At 64.1% G+C, this 20,071-nt stretch carries 19 protein-coding genes; 16 read left to right on the top strand and 3 right to left on the bottom strand.

Translation table 11 applies throughout. From position 1 onward, the window contains the following. Positions 1–32: 32 nt before the first annotated feature. The 12 genes from ABLV49_RS04550 to ABLV49_RS04495 all read left to right on the top strand — a co-directional run bounded on the left by ABLV49_RS04550 (position 33) and on the right by ABLV49_RS04495 (position 10,799). A complete protein-coding gene (locus ABLV49_RS04550) occupies positions 33–224 on the top strand; it encodes a YgaP family membrane protein (RefSeq protein ID WP_349280398.1) in 192 nt (63 codons plus the stop codon). A 142-nt stretch (positions 225–366) separates the two neighbouring features. Continuing rightward, positions 367–1,470 carry an ABC transporter ATP-binding protein gene (locus ABLV49_RS04545; protein WP_349280397.1) on the top strand — a complete coding sequence of 368 codons (1,104 nt, stop codon included), beginning with the start codon at positions 367–369 and terminating at the stop codon, positions 1,468–1,470. Positions 1,471–1,539: 69 nt separating this feature from the next. Then, positions 1,540–2,829, top strand: a complete 1,290-nt coding sequence (locus ABLV49_RS04540; protein ID WP_349280396.1) for an ABC transporter substrate-binding protein — start codon at positions 1,540–1,542, stop codon at positions 2,827–2,829. Between the two features lie 165 nt (positions 2,830–2,994). Beyond that, entirely contained in the window at positions 2,995–3,909 is a 915-nt protein-coding gene (locus ABLV49_RS04535; protein ID WP_349280395.1) for an ABC transporter permease, read from the top strand. Between the two features lie 2 nt (positions 3,910–3,911). Next, positions 3,912–4,796: an ABC transporter permease gene (locus ABLV49_RS04530; protein WP_349280393.1), complete on the top strand. Its 885-nt coding sequence runs from the start codon at positions 3,912–3,914 to the stop codon at positions 4,794–4,796. After that, on the top strand, positions 4,793–5,503 hold the full coding sequence (locus ABLV49_RS04525; protein ID WP_349280392.1) for a GntR family transcriptional regulator: 711 nt from the start codon (positions 4,793–4,795) through the stop codon (positions 5,501–5,503). The genes ABLV49_RS04530 and ABLV49_RS04525 overlap by 4 nt, the downstream gene beginning before the upstream one ends. Before the next feature lie 5 nt (positions 5,504–5,508). Beyond that, positions 5,509–6,264, top strand: a complete 756-nt coding sequence (locus ABLV49_RS04520; RefSeq protein WP_349280391.1) for an aspartate/glutamate racemase family protein — start codon at positions 5,509–5,511, stop codon at positions 6,262–6,264. Positions 6,265–6,332: 68 nt separating this feature from the next. Beyond that, positions 6,333–7,196: a 3',5'-nucleoside bisphosphate phosphatase gene (locus tag ABLV49_RS04515; RefSeq protein WP_349280390.1), complete on the top strand. Its 864-nt coding sequence runs from the start codon at positions 6,333–6,335 to the stop codon at positions 7,194–7,196. Continuing rightward, positions 7,193–8,098: a DMT family transporter gene (locus tag ABLV49_RS04510; protein WP_349280389.1), complete on the top strand. Its 906-nt coding sequence runs from the start codon at positions 7,193–7,195 to the stop codon at positions 8,096–8,098. The genes ABLV49_RS04515 and ABLV49_RS04510 overlap by 4 nt, the downstream gene beginning before the upstream one ends. 10 nt (positions 8,099–8,108) lie before the next feature. After that, entirely contained in the window at positions 8,109–8,744 is a 636-nt protein-coding gene (locus ABLV49_RS04505; protein ID WP_349280388.1) for an L-threonylcarbamoyladenylate synthase, read from the top strand. 33 nt (positions 8,745–8,777) lie between these two features. Continuing rightward, positions 8,778–9,446 carry a site-2 protease family protein gene (locus ABLV49_RS04500; RefSeq protein WP_349280387.1) on the top strand — a complete coding sequence of 223 codons (669 nt, stop codon included), beginning with the start codon at positions 8,778–8,780 and terminating at the stop codon, positions 9,444–9,446. Between the two features lie 33 nt (positions 9,447–9,479). Further along, positions 9,480–10,799, top strand: coding sequence for a tryptophan--tRNA ligase (locus ABLV49_RS04495; protein ID WP_349280386.1), 1,320 nt, complete (start codon positions 9,480–9,482; stop codon positions 10,797–10,799). A 77-nt stretch (positions 10,800–10,876) separates the two neighbouring features. Here ABLV49_RS04495 and ABLV49_RS04490 read toward each other — a convergent pair whose 3' ends face one another. The 3 genes from ABLV49_RS04490 to ABLV49_RS04480 all read right to left on the bottom strand — a co-directional run bounded on the left by ABLV49_RS04490 (position 10,877) and on the right by ABLV49_RS04480 (position 13,939). Next, positions 10,877–11,062, bottom strand: coding sequence for a CsbD family protein (locus ABLV49_RS04490; protein WP_011802648.1), 186 nt, complete (start codon positions 11,060–11,062; stop codon positions 10,877–10,879). 97 nt (positions 11,063–11,159) lie between these two features. Further along, positions 11,160–11,900, bottom strand: a complete 741-nt coding sequence (locus ABLV49_RS04485; protein ID WP_011802649.1) for a response regulator transcription factor — start codon at positions 11,898–11,900, stop codon at positions 11,160–11,162. After that, positions 11,897–13,939, bottom strand: a complete 2,043-nt coding sequence (locus ABLV49_RS04480; RefSeq protein ID WP_349280385.1) for a PAS-domain containing protein — start codon at positions 13,937–13,939, stop codon at positions 11,897–11,899. Before ABLV49_RS04480 ends, ABLV49_RS04485 begins: the two co-directional genes overlap by 4 nt. Positions 13,940–14,120: 181 nt before the next feature. On the opposite strand from ABLV49_RS04480, the gene ABLV49_RS04475 reads away from it, so the two are divergent. The 4 genes from ABLV49_RS04475 to ABLV49_RS04460 all read left to right on the top strand — a co-directional run bounded on the left by ABLV49_RS04475 (position 14,121) and on the right by ABLV49_RS04460 (position 20,054). After that, the gene (locus ABLV49_RS04475; protein ID WP_349280384.1) at positions 14,121–15,761 is read left to right on the top strand and encodes an acyl-CoA synthetase; all 1,641 of its coding nucleotides are present in this window, start codon (positions 14,121–14,123) and stop codon (positions 15,759–15,761) included. A gap of 122 nt (positions 15,762–15,883) precedes the next feature. Then, a complete protein-coding gene (locus tag ABLV49_RS04470) occupies positions 15,884–17,569 on the top strand; it encodes an electron transfer flavoprotein-ubiquinone oxidoreductase (protein ID WP_349280383.1) in 1,686 nt (561 codons plus the stop codon). Between the two features lie 190 nt (positions 17,570–17,759). Next, on the top strand, positions 17,760–18,236 hold the full coding sequence (locus ABLV49_RS04465) for a MaoC family dehydratase (RefSeq protein WP_349280382.1): 477 nt from the start codon (positions 17,760–17,762) through the stop codon (positions 18,234–18,236). Positions 18,237–18,272: 36 nt separating this feature from the next. Beyond that, the gene (locus tag ABLV49_RS04460) at positions 18,273–20,054 is read left to right on the top strand and encodes an acyl-CoA dehydrogenase (protein WP_349280381.1); all 1,782 of its coding nucleotides are present in this window, start codon (positions 18,273–18,275) and stop codon (positions 20,052–20,054) included. The last annotated feature ends 17 nt before the right edge of the window (positions 20,055–20,071 follow it).

The raw sequence follows: 20,071 nt of genomic DNA, 5'->3' as shown, positions 1-20,071 counted from the left end.
CCATCATCCACTTCACCTCAGGGAAAACAGCCATGAAATCCAACGTCGGCGGCATTGACCGCATCCTTCGCATCGCCATCGGCCTGGTGCTGATTGGACTGGCCGCCACCGGCACCGTCGGACTGTGGGGCTGGGTTGGCATCGTGCCGCTGGCGACCGGCCTGATCGGCTGGTGCCCGCCTTACGCACTGCTGGGCTGGAACACCTGTGCGATGAAACGATGAAAAACAGGGCCTGACCGTTTTCATCGCGCACCATCACCGCACCCGGTCCGGCCGATTGCGCACTAAGGCCGTGCAATTTTGTATGCAATCCATGGATTGAACGGTACACGGTGCTGGCACAGGTTTTGCTCAAACCGTGGGCATGAACGCCATCACGCCCACGATACCGTCCAACCAGCACGCTGCGCCACCCGCCGCCATCGAACTGGTCGCCCTGACCAAACGCTATGCGCAAGGCAGCCCGGCGGTGGACAGCATCAACCTGCGCATCACCAGCGGCAGCTACTGCTGCCTGCTGGGGCCGTCGGGCTGCGGCAAAAGCACCACGCTGCGCATGATCGCGGGCCACGAGTCGGTGAGCAGCGGCGACATCCTGCTGGAAAACCGCAACATCACCCACCTGCCCGCCGCCCAGCGCGGCACGGCCATGATGTTCCAGAGCTTTGCGCTGTTTCCGCACCTGTCCGCGCTCGACAACGTGGCCTTCAGCCTGAAGATGAAGGGCGTGGGCAAGGCCGAGCGTCAGGCGCGGGCCAGGGATTTGCTCGACCGGGTCGCCATGGGCGCGCTGGCCGAGCGCAAGCCGGCCGAACTCTCGGGCGGCCAGCAGCAGCGCGTGGCACTGGCGCGGGCGCTCATCACCCAGCCAAAAGTCTTGTTGCTCGACGAGCCGCTGTCGGCGCTGGACCCGTTCCTGCGCATCCAGATGCGCGCCGAGCTGCGCCGCTGGCAAAAGGAACTGGGCCTGACCTTCATCCACGTCACCCATTCGCAGGAAGAAGCGATGGCGCTGGCCGACACCATGGTGGTGATGAACCACGGGCTGATCGAGCAGGTCGGCTCGCCGCACGAGGTCTATAACCGGCCGGCCAGCGAATTCGTGGCGCGCTTCATGGGCGGGCACAACGTGCTGGACACGCCGGCTGGAAAAATCGGCGTGCGCACCGACCACATGCAGCTCACGCCGACCAGCCAGGCCGCGCCCGAAGGCCCGCACAACCAGCGCGCCGTCATCACCGATGTCGAATACCAGGGCACCTATGTGCTGCTGGGGCTGCAAAACCCCGGCATCTCCCAGTCTGTGCAGACCGCGCACACCACGGCCGAGCTGTCGGTGATGGTGTCCGAGGCGGCGTTCGCGGCCCGGCCCTATGCATTGGGTGAAGCCGTCCAGCTGTCATGGGCGCCCGAGGCCGCGCACCGCCTGCAGGCCGAGCGTTGCGCGCCAGTCACCGCCACCGCCTGAACTTTTCGTCCCGTCCTTTTTTATCCACCGCTTCGCAAGAAGATTCACACGCCACCAGGAGTTTTCACCATGTCCGACTCTTTTTCCGATCAAAAAGACGCTGTCACCGGCGTTCAGCGCCGCACCTTGCTCAAGGGCACCGCCGGCATGGCCGGCATCCTGGCCGCCGGCATGGCGCCTGCCGTGCATGCACAGGAAAAAATCGTCCTGCGCTACCTCGGCACCGCCGTGAACCAGGACAAGGCGATTGCCGAGAAGTTTGAAAAAGACACCGGCATCAAAATCCAGTACGTGGCCGTGACCACCGATGACGTGACCAAGCGCGCCGTGACCGCGCCCAACAGTTTCGATTTGATCGACACCGAATACTTCTCGCTGAAGAAAATCGTGCCGACCGGCAACCTCAAGGGCATCGACGTCAAGCGCATCAAGAACGCCGACAAGATCACCCCGCTGTTCACCACCGGCATGGTGGCCGGCAAGGCCGTGGGCGACCAGGGCACCGCGCCCAAGAAGGTGATCTACCTCGAAGGCGAGAAAAGCAAGGTCTTCGCCAAGAGCCCGACGCAGTTCATGTCGCTGATTCCCACCGTGTACAACGCCGACACGCTGGGCATTCGTCCCGACCTGATCAAGCGGCCCATCAATTCGTGGGCCGAGCTGTTGAACCCGGAGTTCAAGGGCAAGGCCGCCATCCTGAACATTCCGTCGATCGGCATCATGGACGCGGCCATGGTGGTCGAGGCCATGGGCATCTACAAATACCCCGACAAGGGCAACATGACCAAGAAGGAAATCGACCTGACGATCAAGACCCTGATCGAAGCCAAGAAGGCCGGCCAGTTCCGCAGCCTGTGGAAAGACTTCAACGAATCGGTCAACCTGATGGCTTCGGGCGAAGTCGTGATCCAGTCGATGTGGTCGCCGGCCGTGACTGCCGTGCGCACCAAGGGCATTGCCTGCAACTTCCAGCCGCTGAAAGAAGGTTATCGCGCCTGGGCCGCCGGCTTCGGCCTGCCCGCCACGCTCTCGGGCCGCAAGCTCGACGGCGCCTATGAGTTCATCAACTGGTTCCTCGACGGCTGGGCCGGTGCCTACCTGAACCGCCAGGGCTATTACAGCGCCGTGCTGGACACCGCCAAGAGCAAGATGGAAGCCTACGAATGGGCTTACTGGATGGAAGGCAAGCCCGCCAGCCAAGACATCAAGAGCCCCAACGGCGACGTGCTGGCCAAGCTAGGTGCGGTGCGCGACGGCGGCAGCTACGAGGCGCGCATGGGCGGCATTGCCTGCTGGAACGCGTTGATGGACGAGAACAACTACATGGTCCAGAAATGGAATGAGTTTGTCGCTGCATGACCCGCTTTAAGGATACGGTTAGCAATAACTTCCTGCGTCATACCCGCGAAGGCGGGTATCCAGACTCGTTTTAGCGTTTCAGCCCGTGTTACTGGATTCCCGCCTTCGCGGGAATGACGGACGGGAAGTTGTTATTTGCCAAATCCTAACTGGAGTGAGATATTCATGAGTTCCAGCCCTTCAAGCTCACTTCCGGTCGCTACCCGGGCGCCAGGCCGCAGCCTGGCCGCCTGGTGGCAGGCGCTGCCGCTGACGGCGGTGTTCGTGCTGTTTTTTTTGATCCCGCTGGCGCTGATCCTGATGGTCAGCTTCTGGGATTTCAACGAGTACGAGCTGCTGCCCGGCTTCACGCTGAAGAATTACGTGTCGATCTTCGAGGGCTGCGGCAACACGTCCGAGTTGTGCGTCACTTTCAAGACCTATCTTTCGACCTTCAAGTTCAGCGCTCTGGTCTGGCTGATCACGCTGGTGACCGGCTTTGCGGTGTCGTACTTTTTGGCCTTTCATGTGCGCTCGTCCGGTGTGCAGACGCTGCTGTTCGTGCTGTGCACGATTCCGTTCTGGACCTCGAACGTGATTCGCATGATTTCCTGGGTGCCGCTGCTGGGCCGCAATGGCCTGGTCAACCAGAGCCTGGTCGGCCTGGGCGTGGTCAACCAGCCGATTGAATGGCTGCTGTTTTCCGATTTTTCCGTGGTGCTGGCCTTTGTCCACCTCTACACCATGTTCATGATCGTGCCGATTTTCAATTCGATGATGCGCATCGACCGCAGCCTGATCGAGGCGGCCAACGACAGCGGGGCCTCTGGCTGGCAGACGCTGTGGAACGTCATCATTCCCTTGTGCCGCACCGGCATCATCATCGGTTCGATCTTCGTCATCACCATCGTCATGGGCGACTTCGTGACCATCGGCGTGATGGGTGGCCAGCAGATCGCGTCCATCGGCAAGATCATCCAGGTGCAGACCTCTTACCTGCAGTTTCCGCTGGCGGCGGCCAATGCGGTCATCCTGCTGGCGCTGGTGCTGATGATCATCTGGGCACTGACCCGGCTGGTTGACATTCGCAAGGAACTCTAGAAATGACCCGCGACAAACGCCCCGCCGCTTTCTGGTTCCTGGCGCTGTTCTTTGCGCTGTTCGTGCTGTTTTTGTACGGTCCGATGCTGGTCATCGTGGTGCTGAGCTTTCAGGGGCCGGAAGGTGGCCTGACCTTCCCGCTGCGCGGCGTGTCGCTGCACTGGTTCTACAAGCTGGCCGAAGGGCTGGGCGTGGTCGATATCGGCGCGGCGCTCATGCGTTCGCTGGGCCTGGGGCTGGCGGTGATGGTGTTTACCGTGGTGTTCTCGGTGCTGGCCGGACTGGCGTTTCGCAAGAAGCTGGCGGGCGGCAACCTGCTGTTCCTGGTGGTCGTGGCCAGCCTGATCATGCCGTCCATCATCGTCTCGCTGGGCATCGGGCTGGAGTTCCGGCTGCTGGACACTGGCATCAAGCAGTTGCTTGAAACCCTGGGCATGACCGGCACGCTGGAAGGCTACGGCACGGCGCTGGGCCTCTTTACCTCGGCGCTCGGCGCGCACCTGACCTGGACGCTGCCGTTTGGTCTTCTGATCATGTTCGCGATCTTCAACCGCTTCAACCCGGCCTATGAAGAGGCGGCGCGCGACCTCGGCGCCACGCCGTGGCAGGGCTTTCGCCATGTGGTGCTGCCGCTGATCGCGCCGTCGGTGGTGGGCATAGCCATGTTCGGCTTCACCCTGAGCTGGGATGAAATCGCCCGCACCTCGCAGGCGATTGGCGATGTCAACACCCTGCCGCTGGAATTGCAGGGCCTGACCAGCACCGTCACCACCCCGTCCATTTACGCGCTGGGCACGGTCACCACCGTGGTGTCGCTGCTGGTGATGGCTCTGGCCATCAGCCTGGCCTGGTGGCTGGGCCGCCGGCAAAAGAAAGGTGCGCGATGAGCGAAGCAGCCGCCCTGCCGCTGACCGACGGCGACATCTACGAGCGCGTGGTTTCGGCCATCCTAGACCATCGCCTGCCGCCGGGAACCAGGCTGGGGGAGGACAAGCTGGCTGCGGCCTTCGGCGTGTCGCGCACGCGCATCCGGCCCGTGCTGGTGCGCCTGGCCAACGAACAGGTGGTCACGCTCACGCCCCATCGCGGCGCCACCATCACCCAGCCCACCGAGCAGGAAGCGCGCGAGGTGTTCGAGGTGCGCCGGATGATTGAGCCGACGCTGGTGGCGCTGTTCATTGCCAACGCCAGCGATGCCGACATGGCGCAGCTCAAGCGCTGCATCGACGACGAAGAAGCCGCGCGCCTGGCCGGCGACATGCGCCGCGCCATCCGGCTGTCGGGCGACTTTCACCTGCAGATTGCCGAGCGCGCCAGCCAGCAGACGCTGGGCCGCATCCTGCGCGAGCTGATTTCGCGCACTTCGCTCATCTTGATGGCTTACAGCCCCCCGCATGAGCGCAACCGCGAAGACGCCACGGCCTGCGGCTGCCGCGAACACCGCGCGCTGCTCGATGCGATTCGCCTGCGCGATGCGGTCGAAGCCGGACGCCGCATGCGCGAGCACTTGACGCGGCTGGAATCGCAGTTGCAATTCACGCCGCCGGTGGATGCTGTTCCCGACCTGGCCACCCTGTTCGCCGTGGCGGCATGAACCTCATGCGCAAGCTCCTGGTCATCAACCCCAACACCTCGGCCTCGGTGAGCCGCCTGCTGCAGACCCATGTGCAGACCGCCAGCGGGCTGCATGTGCAGGTGCGCACCGTCACCTCCCGTTTTGGCGCGCCCTATATTTCCGACGAAGCCAGCTATGCCGTGGCCGCCCATGCCACGCTGGACGCCTGGGCTGCCGCACTTAGCGGGCCGGACGGCGCGCAGCTGGAAGCACCCGATGCGGTGCTGATCGGCTGCTTTGGCGACCCGGGCTTGCTGGCGCTGCGCGAAAGCAGCCCGGTGCCGGTCACCGGACTGGCCGAGGCCGCCTTCATCGAGGCGGCGCGCCACGGCCGTTTTGCCATCGTCACCGGCGGCGAACGCTGGGGGCCGATGCTGCAGCGGCTGGCGCAGTCGCTCGGCCATGCGCCGCTGCTGGCCGGCATCCACACCGTGGCGCCCACCGGCGCGCAACTCGCCGCCGACCCGGTCGCCGCGCGCGCCCTGCTCAGCCAGGCCTGCCGCGACGCGGTGCGCCAGCTCGGCGCGCAAACCGTGATTCTGGGCGGCGCGGGGCTGGCCGGCATGGCGGCAAGCATCCAGCCCGGCCTCGGCGTGCCCATCATCGACAGCGTGCTGGCCGGCGCCCAATGGGCCTTGCGCACCCACGCGCCGCCGCCCCGGCGCCGCACGCCCGGTTTTGACGTACCCTGGGATCATCTTTCGCCCGAACTCACCGCGCTGGGGCTGCAGCGCAACTGACGCCCGGCGCCGTCAGGGGCATACCGCCAGCCGCAGCGCCGCCGGGTCAGAAAGCCTAAAATCGTTCCGTGAAACCTCAAAACATCCTGAACGCCGACCTGCATTGCCATTCGGTTGTATCCGACGGCACCCTGACCCCTGAAGCACTGGCGGAGCGCGCCAAGAACAACGGCGTCGAGTTGTGGGCGCTGACCGACCATGATGAAATCGGCGGCCAGCACCGGGCGGCAGCGGCAGCGAAGGCGCAAGGCATGGCCTACCTCACCGGCACCGAGATTTCCGTGACCTTTGCCGGCGAAACCGTTCACATCGTGGGACTGGGTTTTGATCCTGACGATGCAGCCCTGAAGCAGGGCCTGCACAACACCCGCAACGGCCGCGAGCAGCGGGCCATGGAAATGTCCGATTCGCTGGCCAAGGTCGGCATCCACGGCGCTTTTGAAGGCGCCCTGAAATTTGTCGGCAATCCCGAACTGATCTCGCGTACCCACTTTGCCCGCTTCCTGGTGGAGTCCGGCGTCTGCAAGGAAACCAATGAAGTCTTTCGCAAATACCTGACCGAAGGCAAGCCCGGCTATGTGCCGCACCGCTGGGCCACCTTGAAGGATGCCGTCACCTGGATCACCCAGGCGCAGGGCATCGCCGTCATTGCGCATCCGGGCCGCTACAACTTCTCGGCTAACGAGGAATACGCACTGTTCACCGAATTCAAGGCGCACGGCGGACGCGGCGTTGAAGTGGTCACCGGCAGCCATACCAAGCAGGAATTCGTGAAATACGCCGAAACCGCCAAGGAGTTCGGCCTGGCAGCCTCGCGCGGCAGCGACTTTCACAGCCCCGACGAAAGCCACACCGACCTGGGTGCCCTGCCCTTCCTGCCGGGCGACCTGACGCCGGTGTGGGAGTTGCTGGCAGATCGCATCCAGGCATGAGCGGCCCGGCCAGAACCGCTCCGAACACGCTGGCGGGGATTGCACTTCTGGTGGCGGCCGTTGCCTGCTTTGCGGTACTCGACACCACCACCAAAATCATCTCGCTGAGCGTTCCGGTGCTGATGGCGCTGTGGTTTCGCTATGCGTTCCAGGCCATTGCCACCACCGTGGCCATGCTGCCTTCGCGCGGCTGGAGCCTTCTGCGAACCGCGCATCCGAAGTTCCAGTGCCTGCGCGGCCTGCTGCTGCTGGCCACCAGCGTTTTTGCATTTTTCAGCCTCAAGCACATGCCGGTGGGCGAATTCACGGCCATCGTGATGATCACACCGCTGGTCATCACGCTGCTGGCTTCGCTCACGCTGGGCGAACGGGTCTCGGTTCTGCGCTGGGCGCTGGTGATTGGCGGCTTCGTGGGCACGCTCATCATCATCCGGCCAGGCGGCGAACAATTCAGCTGGGCCATGCTGCTGCCGCTGGGCCTGGTGATTTCACACGCCTGGTTCCAGATCCTGACCAGCCGGCTGGCGCGGACCGAAGACCCGGTCACCATGCATTTCTACAGCGGCTGGGTCGGCATGCTGCTGGCGTCGCTGGCGCTGCCCTTTGTCTGGACCGCGCTGGATTCGTGGACGCTCTGGGCCGGCCTGGCACTGATGGGCTTCATGGGCACCGTTGGCCATTTCATGATGATCCTGGCCTATGCGCGCGCGCCCGTCTCGACCCTCACGCCCTTTCTTTATGCGCAGATCGGCTTTGCCATGCTGGGCGGCTGGCTGGCGTTTTCACATGTTCCCGATGAGCTGTCGCTGCTTGGCATGTGCATGATCACGGCGTGCGGCGCAACCGGCGCCTGGCTGGCGGTGCGCGAAAGCCGGGTCATCATTCAAGCAGCTGAATCCTGAAAGGTTTGCCATGGCCCAGTTATTTGAAGTCCACCCTCTCAATCCGCATGCCCGCCTGCTCGCTCAGGCGGTGGAACTGATCCAGCGCGGCGGGATTGCCGCCGTGCCGACGGATTCGAGCTACGCGCTGGTCTGCCAGCTCGACGACAAGGCCGCCTCCGACAACCTGCGCCGGATTCGCGGCGTGGACGGCAAGCACCACCTGACCCTGCTGTGCCGCGACCTGAGCGAGTTGGCCAACTATGCACGGGTGGACAACAAGCAGTTCCGCCTGATCAAGGCGGCGACACCCGGCCCCTACACCTTCATCCTCGAAGCCAGCAAGGAAGTGCCGCGCCGCCTCAGCCATCCGTCGCGCAAGACCATTGGCCTGCGCGTTCCGGACCACAAGACGCTGCAGGCCCTGCTTGAACTCCATGGCGGACCCTTGCTGGCCACCACCCTGATTCCGCGCGGCGAAACCGAATCCATCAGCGACCCCCAGGACATCACCGGCCCGCTGGAGCATGAACTGGCGGCCATCATCGACGCCGGCGCCTGCCACAAGGAACCCACGACCGTGGTTGACCTGACAACGATGGCGGACGGCGGCGAGCCGGTCGTCATCCGGCAGGGCCGGGGCGAGCTGGCCGCGCTCGGGCTGTAAAGCGCCGGCTTGCGCGTCTGAGACAATCCGGGCATGGACACTGCCAACCTGATTCAAACCATCGCCCTGTATGCGCTTCCCGTGCTGTTCGCCATCACGGTGCATGAGGCAGCACACGGCTATGTGGCCCGCTATTTTGGCGATAACACGGCTTATCTGGAGGGCAGGCTGACGCTGAACCCGCTCAAGCACATCGACCCGATAGGCACCATCGCCATGCCGCTGCTGCTGTATTTCGCCACCTCGGGGGCCTTCCTGTTCGGCTATGCGAAACCGGTTCCGGTCAACTTCGGCGCGCTGCGCAATCCCAAGCGCGACATGGTCTGGGTGGCGCTGGCCGGCCCGGCTTCCAATTTTGCCCAGGCTATTGTCTGGGCGCTAATGCTGGTGGCGCTGGCGGCCATGAACGTGCAGGAACCGTTCTTCGTCAAGATGGCGCAGGCCGGGATTCTGGTCAACCTGGTGATGTGGGCCTTCAACCTGTTTCCGCTGCCGCCGCTGGACGGCGGCCGCATCCTGGTGGGCCTGCTGCCCTGGAAGCAGGCGCAAATGGTGTCGCGCATTGAACCCTGGGGCTTTTTCATCGTCATGGGCCTGGTGATTGCCGGCGTGGTCGGCGCCTTGTGGCTGCGCCCGCTCATGACCCTGGGCTACGCCTTGATCAATCTCCTGATTTCTCCCCTGGCGTACCTGCTGGGCTAGTTTTTATATCTTTTATCAGCCGGCATCCTTCGCATGAATTCCACCGCTTCCCCATCGCCGCAGCGTTTCCTGACCGGCATCACCACCACCGGAACGCCGCATCTGGGCAACTTTGTCGGCTCCATCCGCCCTTCGGTGGCCGCCAGCCGCCTGCCCGACGTGCAGAGTTTTTATTTTCTGGCCGACTACCACGCCCTGATCAAATGCGATGACCCGGTGCGCATCCAGCGTTCGACGCTGGAAATCGCCGCCAGCTGGCTGGCCGCCGGACTGGACCCGGAGCGCGTCATGTTCTACCGCCAGTCCGACATTTCTGAAATCACCGAACTCACCTGGCTGCTGACCTGCGTGACCGGCAAGGGCGTGCTGAATCGCGCCCACGCCTACAAGGCTTCGGTCGATAAAAACGAAGCCGCCGGCAACGACCCGGACGCCGATGTCACTGCCGGCCTGTTCATGTACCCGGTGCTCATGGGTGCCGACATTCTGATGTTCAAGGCGCACAAGGTGCCGGTCGGGCGCGACCAGATCCAGCACATCGAGATGGCGCGCGACATGGCCCAGCGCTTCAACCACCTCTACGGCGAGCATCTGGTGCTGCCCGAAGCCCAGATCGAGGAATCCGTCGCCCTGCTGCCCGGCCTGGACGGGCGCAAGATGAGCAAGAGCTACGACAACACGATTCCGCTGTTCACCCCGCGCGAGCAGTTGCGCAAGCTGATCGCCGGCATCGTGACCGACTCGCGCGCGCCTGGCGAGGCCAAGGACACCGAAGGTTCGGCGCTGTTCCAGATTTATCAGGCCTTTGCCAGCGAGCCAGAAACCGCTGGTCTGCGCCAGGCCTATGCCGACGGCATTGGCTGGGGCGATGCCAAGCAGATGCTGTTCGAGCGCATCGACCAGGAAGTCGCGCCGATGCGCGAGCAGTACCAGGCGCTGATCAGCCATCCCCAAAAAATCGAAGCGCTGCTTCAGGCCGGCGCGGAAAAAGCACGGGCGGTGGCAACGCCGTTCATGGGCGAGCTGCGGCGCGCGGTGGGCCTGCGCAACCTGGGGTCTGCGGCCCCGGCTGCCGCCAAGGGCAAGGCGGCCAAAACGGCGGCTCCGGCCTTCAAGCAATACCGCGAAAAAGACGGCCGGTTTTATTTCAAGCTGCTCGATGCCGAAGCGCAGTTGCTGCTGCAAAGCCAGGGCTTCGATTCACCCCGGGAAGCTGCCCTCGTCATTGGCCGGTTGCAAAAAGAGGGTTCGGCCGCGCTGGCCGGCCTGCACGACAAATTGGCAACGGTTGCAGGAATCACCGAAAACCAGCTGGACAGCGCCTTGAAGTTTTTTGCACCGGAAGCATCCTGATTCACGCCTTTCAACAGGCAACAAAAAAGCGGCCGGTACTGGACCGGCCGCTTTGATGCAGGTTTCTTCAAACCGTCTTAGATTTTATCGACAGCGTCTTTCAGGACTTCCTTGGCGTCGCCCAGATTTTTCTGGGTTTTGCCTTCGACCTGCTTGACCATGCCCTTGGCCTGCTGTTCGGGGCTGTCAATCAACTCGCCAGTCTTGGACTGGACCTTGCCTGCGGCTTCCTTGAGGGCGCCCTTGACTTGATCGGTGTTCATGATGAATCCTTGAATTCGGGTTAGTGATAAACCCATCGTAATCAGCCCGGCTCGTCAGGCATAGCGGTGCAGAGCGCAAAGAGGCGTGGGTTCGGTCCTACAGCCACCTGACCTCGGCCGCCAGCAAATAGCCTGCGCCATACACCGTGCGAATGGTCGTGGGGTGCTGGGGGTCTGATTCGAGCTTGCGCCGCAGCCTGGACACCCGCACATCGACGCTTCGGTCAAGGGCAGAAAGATCGCGGTCGCCGCACAGTTGCTCGCGGTCAAGAATCCGGTTGGGCCGCTGCAGGAACTGCAGCAGCATGCGCGACTCGCCGGCGCTGAGCGTCCACTCCTGGCCGCCCGGCGACGACAGCAGGTTGCAGTCGGCACGAAAACGCCAGCCGCCGAACTCGGCCAGCTGCGAGCGCATTTCCGGCTGCATCGACGCGCCGGGTGCCTTGTCCCGGCGCCGCAATATGCTGCGCACGCGGGCCACCAGTTCACGCGGCTCGAACGGCTTGACCACATAGTCGTCGGCCCCCAGCTCCAGTCCCATGACCCGGTCGCTGAGGTAACCGCGCCCGGTCAGCACCATCACGCCGCAGGCGTAGCGCGCCTGCAGCTCACGCACCACGTCCATGCCATCGGCATCGGGCAAGCCCAGGTCCACGATGCACAGGTCAGGCACGCGCGCCAGCAAGAGGCGGCGCAGCTCCATGGCGCTGTGGCATTCAAAAGTCTCAAAGCCAAACTCCCGCAGCGTGCTGCTGACCAGGCGGCAAATATCCGGGTCGTCGTCCAGCAGATAGATGCAGCGCGGCCCCTCCGGCTGGCGAAACATGCTGGCAGTCATGCCGTCAAGCCATCGAGCGCATGCTGCAACTCGGCGGCGGTGAACGGTTTTTTCAGCAGCGCAAACCCGGCAGCCTCCCTGGCCGAGGCCGCTTCGCCGTCGGAGTAGCCGCTGATCAGCAAAGCCTTCACATGCGGCGCACGCTGGCTGGCCGCCACGCACAAGGCCCGTCCGTCCATGCCACCAGGCATCACCACGTCAGACACCAGGATGCCCACGGTGGGCACGCTGGTCAGCAGCAGCAAGGCATCGGCCGCATGGTCCGCTTCGATCACCGGATAACCCAGGCCAACCAGTTGCAGCCGGATCACCCGGCGCACGTCGGGGTCGTCTTCCACCAGCAGCACCAGCGGGCGCTGCGCGCCCTGCCGGGCTAAGCGGTGGTGCAGGTCCGGCGGCGGCTCGTCCTCAAGCTCGTTGTCCACGCAGGGCAACACCAGCGTGACCACGCAGCCTTCGCCCAATGCACTCTGGATGCGTATGCCGCCACCGGACTGCTTGGCGAAGCCATACACCATCGACAGCCCCAGGCCGCTTCCTGAGCCAAAGCGCTTGGTGGTGAAAAAAGGCTCGGAGGCGCGCGCCTGCGTGGCGGCATCCATGCCGGTGCCGGTGTCGGACACGCTCAGGGCCACGTAGCAACCGGGGACCACGTCAAAATCCGCCGCCTGCGCCAGGCCCAGCTCCACGCAGCTTGCCCCGATGGTCAACTCTCCCCCCTCCGGCATGGCGTCGCGCGCGTTCAGCGCGAGGTTGAGCAAGGCATTTTCAAGCTGCTGCACGTCGGTGATGGCATGCACGGCTTCGTTCATCGGCGTGGCGCTCACGGTGATGTTCGCCGGCAAGGTGCGCTTGAGCAGGATCATGCTTTCGCTGACCAGTTCGGCGATGTTCACGGACCGCAGCGACAGCGGCTGCTTGCGGGCAAATGCCAGCAGCCGCTTGATCAGGGACGCACCCCGGCGCGAGGCTTTCAGCGCAGGCGCTACATACTCGCCAATGTCCGGGTCGTCGGGGTAGCGCTCATGCAGGCTGACCAGGTTGCCGATCACGACCGTCAGCAGGTTGTTGAAATCGTGCGCCAGCCCGCCGGTCAGCTGCCCGACAGCCTCCATTTTTTGCGCATGCACCAGCGCGGCCTGGGCATTCTTGAGGTCGGTGATGTTGACGGACAGCACAAAACACCCGGCCACGCGGCCCTTGGCGTCCAGCTCGGGCACGAGTTCGCTGCGCGCATACACCACCCGTCCGCCGGGGCGGCGCATGGCGTACTCATAGCTGACGCGCTGGCCCTTCAGCGCCAGATGCACATGCTTTGAAATATCGGTATAGACCTCGTCGCCGACCACGTCGCGAATGGAGTGGCCCAGCATGCCCTCCTTGGCGGCGCCAAACCAGTCGGCGTAGCCTTTGTTGACGTAGCGGTAGATCTCCTGGCGGTCAAAGTAGCCAATCAACGCGGGCACGGTGTCGGTGATCAGGCGCAGGTTTTCCTCGCTGCGCCGCAATGCCTCGGTGATGCGCTGGTTGGCGTCGTCGGCCACGATCAGGCGCCGGTTGGTGGCCTGCAGTTCATGGGTGCGCTCGGCCACCCGCTGCTCCAGCTCGGTGTTCTGCTGCTGGATCTGCTGCTCGTAACGGCGGCTGGCGGTGATGTCGGTGTACAGCGTGACAAAACCGTTGTGCGGCAAGGGCTCGCCGCGCACCGCCAGAATCTGCCCGTCCGGCCGGTCGCGCTCGGTGTAGTGCGGCGTGAAATGGCGCGCCAGGCGCATGCGCTCGGCCACCAGTTCTTCCACGTCGCCCGGCCCGTATTCGCCGCGTTCGGCGTTGTAGCGCATGAAGGACTCGAAGGTGGCGCCGACAAACGCCATGCTTTCAGGGAAGTCCAGCAGGCGCAAAAAGGCCTTGTTCCAGGCCACGAAGTTCAGGTTGGCATCAATCACCGTCAAGCCCTGGTCGAGCAGGTCCAGCCCGGCCTGAAGCAACTCGTGCCGGTAGTGGATTTGCTGGGAATCGGGGGAAAGGTGTGATGACATGAAAGGCGGGCTCCGGCGGATTTGTGCATTCTAGGACGCCGCCGCCACCGGCCGGCAGGCGGCAATCATTCGATACATTTGCCCCGAAATTGCGCAACAGTCGCCTGCCATCATCGGTAGCACAAACGCTGCCCGTGCACTTCAAGCCTGCCGCAGCCACCACGACAAGGAGACTGCCGACATGCCTAAGAATGCCTACGACCAGGGACTGGACCGCAACTGCGCGAACCACACCGCGCTCTCACCGATCAGCTTTCTGGAGCGATCCGCCCGGGTCTATCCCGACCGCGTGTCCCTGATTCATGGCGACACGCGCTTTACCTGGGCACAGACCTACGCCAGATGCCGCCGCCTGGCCAGTGCCCTGACTCAGCGCGGCGTGCGCGTGGGCGACACCGTGGCCGCCATGCTGCCCAACACGCCGCCCATGTTCGAGGCGCATTTCGGCGTCCCCATGCTAGGGGCGGTGCTCAACACCCTGAACACCCGGCTCGATGCGGAAGCCATCGCCTTCATGCTCGACCACGGCGAAGCCAAAGTGCTGCTGACCGACCGCGAGTTCTCGCCCATCATCGAGCGTGCGCTGGGTCTGATGAAAACCCCGCGCCCGCTGGTGATTGACGTCGATGACCCGCTGCACGAAGGCGGCGCCTTGCTCGGCGAGCTGGACTACGAAGCCTTTTTGCTGACCGGCGACGAGCATTACGAATGGACCCTACCGTCCGACGAGTGGAACGCCATCGCGCTGAACTACACCAGCGGCACCACCGGCAACCCCAAGGGCGTGGTCACGCACCACCGGGGCGCCTACCTGAATGCCGTGTCGAACGTGGTGACCTGGGAAATGCCGCGCCACTCGGTGTACCTGTGGACGCTGCCGATGTTCCACTGCAACGGCTGGTGCTTCCCCTGGACGCTGGCGCTGCAGGCGGGCGTCAGCGTGTGTCTGCGCAAGGTCGATCCGGCGCTGATCTTCTCGCTGATCCGTGAGCACCGCGTGACCCATCTGTGCGGCGCACCGATTGTCTATGGCCTGCTGATCAATGCCCCGCAGGTTCTGCGCGCCGGCATCTCGCATCCGATTGCCGGCCTGATTGCCGGCGCCGCGCCACCGGCCGCGATCATCGAAGGCTGCGAGCGCATCGGCATCGACATCACGCATGTCTATGGCCTGACCGAGGTGTACGGCCCGGCCGCCGTCTGCGCCAAGCAGGCGGGCTGGGACAAGCTGCCGATTGGCGAGCGCGCCGCGCTCAATGCGCGCCAGGGCGTGGCTTATCCGATGCAGCAGGCCATCGCCGTGCTCGACCCCGAAACCATGCTGCCCGTTCCCGCCGACGGCGAAACCATGGGCGAGATTTTCTTCCGGGGCAACCTCGTGATGAAGGGCTACCTGAAAAACCCGCAGGCCACCGAAGAGGCTTTTGCCGGCGGCTGGTTCCACACCGGCGACCTGGCGGTGCTGCACCCCGATGGCTACGTCAAGATCAAGGACCGCAGCAAGGACGTGATCATCTCCGGCGGCGAAAACATCTCCAGCCTCGAAGTCGAGGAAGTGCTGTACCGCCACCCGGCCGTGCTGGTGGCGGCCGTGGTCGCCAAGCCCGACGACAAATGGGGCGAAGTGCCGTGCGCCTACCTCGAACTGTGCGATGGGGCCACGGTCACCGAGGCCGAGATCATCGAGCACTGCCGCTCACAGCTGGCGCGCTTCAAGGTGCCCAAGCAGGTGCTGTTCGGCACGCTGCCGAAAACCTCGACCGGAAAAATCCAGAAATTCGTGCTCAGGGAGCAGATGCGTTCGGCATCCAGCATGGAATGAACGGCGCGCGCCCACGGGCGTGAAAACCGCATCCTCCAGGTTCAGAACCCGATTTTGCTCCTGAATTAATAGCTGCTTGCGCACTACCAGCGTGCGCAAAATGCCTTTTTTACTTAAAAATCATGACCCCAGCAGAAATCCTGGCCCAGTACGGCCCCCGAGAAGCGATGGAGTACGACGTGGTCGTGGTCGGCGGCGGCCCGGGCGGGCTGTCGGCGGCCATTCGCCTCAAGCAGCTGGCCAGCGAGCAAGGCACGGAGCTGTCCGTCGTCGTGCTCGAAAAAGGCTCCGAACCCGGCGCGCACATCCTCTCGGGCGCGGTGATGGACCCCAGGGCGCTCACCGAGCTGATCCCCGACTGGAAGGCACTCGGCGCGCCCTTGACGCAGCCCGTGACTGGCGACGAGGTCTTGTTCCTGAGCGAAACCGGCGCCACCCGGACCCCTGATTTCCTCGTGCCCGACTGCTTTCACAACGAAGGCAACTACGTCATCAGCCTGGGCAACGTGACGCGCTGGCTGGCTGGTCAAGCCGAAAGCCTGGGCGTTGAAATCTTTCCCGGCTTTGCCGCCGCCGAGGTGCTGTACAACGACGATGGCTCCGTCAAGGGCGTGGCCACGGGCAACCTCGGTGTCGGCAAGGACGGCGAGCCCACGGGCAACTTCCAGCTCGGCATGGAGCTGCACGGCAAGTACACGGTGTTTGCCGAAGGCGCGCGCGGCCACCTGGGCCGCCAGCTGATCAGCCGCTTCAAGCTCGACGAGGGCAAAGACCCGCAGGCCTACGCGCTGGGCGTGAAGGAACTCTGGGAGATCGACCCGGCCAAACACCAGAGCGGCCTGGTCGTTCACACCGCCGGCTGGCCGATGGACAGCGCTACCTACGGCGGCGGCTTTCTCTACCACCTGGAGGGCAACCAGGTCACGCTGGGCTTTGTCACCGGGCTGGACTACAGCAATCCTTATCTCAGCCCGTTCGAGGAAATGCAGCGCTGGAAGACGCATCCGGCGATCCGCAAGTATCTGGAGGGCGGCAAGCGCATCGGCTACGGCGCGCGGGCCATCACGGCCGGCGGCGCGCTGAGCCTGCCCAAGACCGTGTTTCCCGGCGGCGCGCTGATCGGCTGCGAGGCCGGCTACCTGAACGCCAGCCGCATCAAGGGCAGCCACGCGGCGATCAAGACCGGCATGCTCGCGGCCGAAGCGGCGTATGCCGCAGTGACTTCAGGACGCCAGCATGACGAGCTGAGCAGCTACCCCGAGGCGTACGAAAAAAGCTGGCTGGCCGCCGAACTCAACCAGGCGCGCAACTTCAAGGCCTGGTTCAAGAAGGGCGTGTACGTGGGCTCCTTGATGACCGGCATCGAGCAATGGCTGCTGCCCAAAATCGGCGTCAAGAGCCCGCCGTGGACGATCCACCGCACCCAGCCCGACCACGCGATGCTCAAGCCGGCATCCGAGTGCCAGCCCATCCTTTATCCCAAGCCCGACAACAAGATCACGTTTGACCGCCTGACTTCGGTGTTCATCAGCAACACCAACCACGAGGAACACCAGCCCGCGCATTTGACCCTGAAGGACGCGAGCGTTCCGGTCAGCGTCAACCTGGCGAAATATGCCGGCCCCGAGAGCCGCTACTGCCCGGCCGGCGTCTATGAGTTCGTCAAGAACCCGGACAACACGGACCGCCTGCAGATCAACGCGCAGAACTGCGTGCACTGCAAGACCTGCGACATCAAGGACCCGACCCAGAACATCGTCTGGGTCACGCCCGAGGGCGGCGGCGGGCCGAACTACAGCGGGATGTAAGGATGCGGTCAGCAATAACTTCCCTGCGTCATACCCGCGAAGGCGGGTATCCAGACTCGTTTGAGTGTTTCAGCCCGTGTTGCTGGATTCCCGCCTTCGCGGGAATGACGGACGGGAAGTTATTACTTGCCAGATCCGGTAAGGCCGCGCCAACCCTTCAATCAATCAACCAACAAGACGAGACACTGACATGAACGACCTGAACGGCTACGACATCGAAGACCTGCATGTGGGCATGAGCGCCACCTTTTCCAAAACCATCACCGAAGCCGACATCGTGCTGTTTGCCGGCGTGTCGGGCGACTGCAACGCCATCCATATCAACGAAGAGTACGCGGCCACCACGGCGTTCAAGGGCCGCATTGCCCACGGATTCCTGTCGGCCAGCGTGATCTCGGCGGCGGTCGCCAACCGTTTGCCCGGCCCCGGCGCCATCTACATGGACCAGCACCTGAAGTTCCTGGCCCCGGTGCGCCCCGGCGACACCGTGCATGCCACCGTCAAGGTGCGCGAGGTCATCGCCGAGCGTGGCCGGGTGGTGCTGCAGACCACCTGCAGCGTCAAGGGCGTCATGGTCATTGATGGCGAAGCGCTGGTGAAGGTCGATTCGTCCGCCCGGCGCGCCGTCAAGGCGGCCGCCCTGTCCGCCGCCCAGGCCATCGCCTGAGCCGTTCCTTCATTACTCCACGCCAGAAAGTAAACCATGAGCTACCAAGCCCCCCTCAAAGACATGCTGTTTGCCATGCAGGAACTCGCCGGCCTGTCCCAGGTCAGCACCCTGCCCGGCTTTGAAGACTACGGCATCGACACCGCCCAGGCGGTGCTCGAAGAGTCCGCCAAGTTCTGTGAAAGCGTGGTTGCCCCGCTGAACTGGGAAGGCGACAAAACCCCCAGCAGCTGGAAAGACGGCGCGGTCACCACCACGCCCGGCTTCAAGGAAGCGTTCAAACAGTTTTCCGAAGGCGGCTGGCAAGGCGTGATCCATCCGCCCGAGTTTGGTGGCCAGGGTTTCCCCAAGCTGATCGCCACGCCGTGCGCCGAAATGCTGCACGCCGCCAGCCTGTCGTTCGCGCTGTGCCCGATGCTGACCGATGGCGCCATCGAAGCGCTGCTGGTCGCGGGCAGCGACGAACTCAAGCGCAAGTTTGCCGCCAAGCTCATCAGCGGCGAGTGGACCGGCACCATGAACCTGACCGAGCCGCAGGCCGGCTCCGACCTGGCCGCCGTGCGCTCACGCGCAGAACCGCAGGAAGACGGCAGCTACAAGGTGTTCGGCACCAAGATTTTCATCACCTACGGCGAGCACGACATGACCGGGAACATAGTCCATCTGGTGCTGGCCCGCGTGCCCGGTGCGCCCGAAGGCGTCAAAGGCATCTCGCTGTTTGTCGTTCCCAAGTTCATGGTCAATGACGACGGCAGCCTGGGCGAGCGCAACGACGCCTGGTGCGTGTCCATCGAGCACAAGCTCGGCATCAAGGCCAGCCCGACCGCCGTGCTGCAGTTTGGCGACCATGGCGGCGCGGTCGGTTACCTGGTGGGCCAGGAAAACCGGGGCCTCGAATACATGTTCATCATGATGAACGCCGCGCGCTTTGCCGTGGGCATGCAAGGCATTGCGATTGCCGACCGCGCTTATCAGCAAGCGGTGCGTTTTGCGCATGACCGCGCCCAGAGCCGCGACCTGGCGGGCTCGGCCGGCCCGGTCGCCATCATCAACCATCCCGATGTCAAGCGCATGCTGCTGACCATGCGCAGCCACATCGAGGGCGCGCGCGCCCTGGCCTACGTGGCCGCCGCCGCCAGCGACATGGCGCACCACGCCGCCGACGATGCCACGCGGGTCCAGAACCAGGCGGTGTACGAATACCTCGTTCCCGTGGTCAAGGGCTTTTCGACGGAAATGTCCATCGACATGGCCAGCCTGGGCGTGCAGGTCCATGGCGGCATGGGCTACATCGAGGAAACCGGCGCCGCCCAGCACTACCGCGACGCCCGCATCCTGACCATCTACGAAGGCACCACCGCCATCCAGGCCAACGACATCGTCGGCCGCAAGACCTTGCGCGACAAGGGCGCCGTGGCCAAGGCCCTGTGCGACCGGATCGCCACCACCGAGCAAGACCTCGCCGCCCACGACAACGCGGACTGCAACGCCATGCTAGTCGCGCTGCGGCAGGGCCGGCAGGCGCTGGAAGAAACCATTGACTTCATCGTCGCCAACGGCAAGAGCGAGCCGAAAACGGTGTACGCCGGCGCGGTGAACTACCTCAAGCTGGCTGGCGTGGTGCTGTGCGGCTGGCAAATGGGCCGGGCCATGATGGTCGCGCTGGACAAGATGGACAGCGACCCGGCGTTTTTTACCGCCAAGCTGATCACCGCCCGCTTCTACGCCGAGTCGGTGCTGACGCAGGCCGCAGGCCTGGCGCAAAGCATTCGCCTGGCGGGCGCGACCACCAACCGCATGCCCGTCGAGATGTTCTGAACGTGTGCCGCCGGCCA

The organism is Polaromonas hydrogenivorans (assembly GCF_040105105.1).
GTDB lineage: Bacteria > Pseudomonadota > Gammaproteobacteria > Burkholderiales > Burkholderiaceae_C > Polaromonas > Polaromonas hydrogenivorans.
The sequence above is the reverse complement of the archived record's forward strand: the minus strand, read 5'-3'. Positions and strand labels throughout refer to the sequence as shown.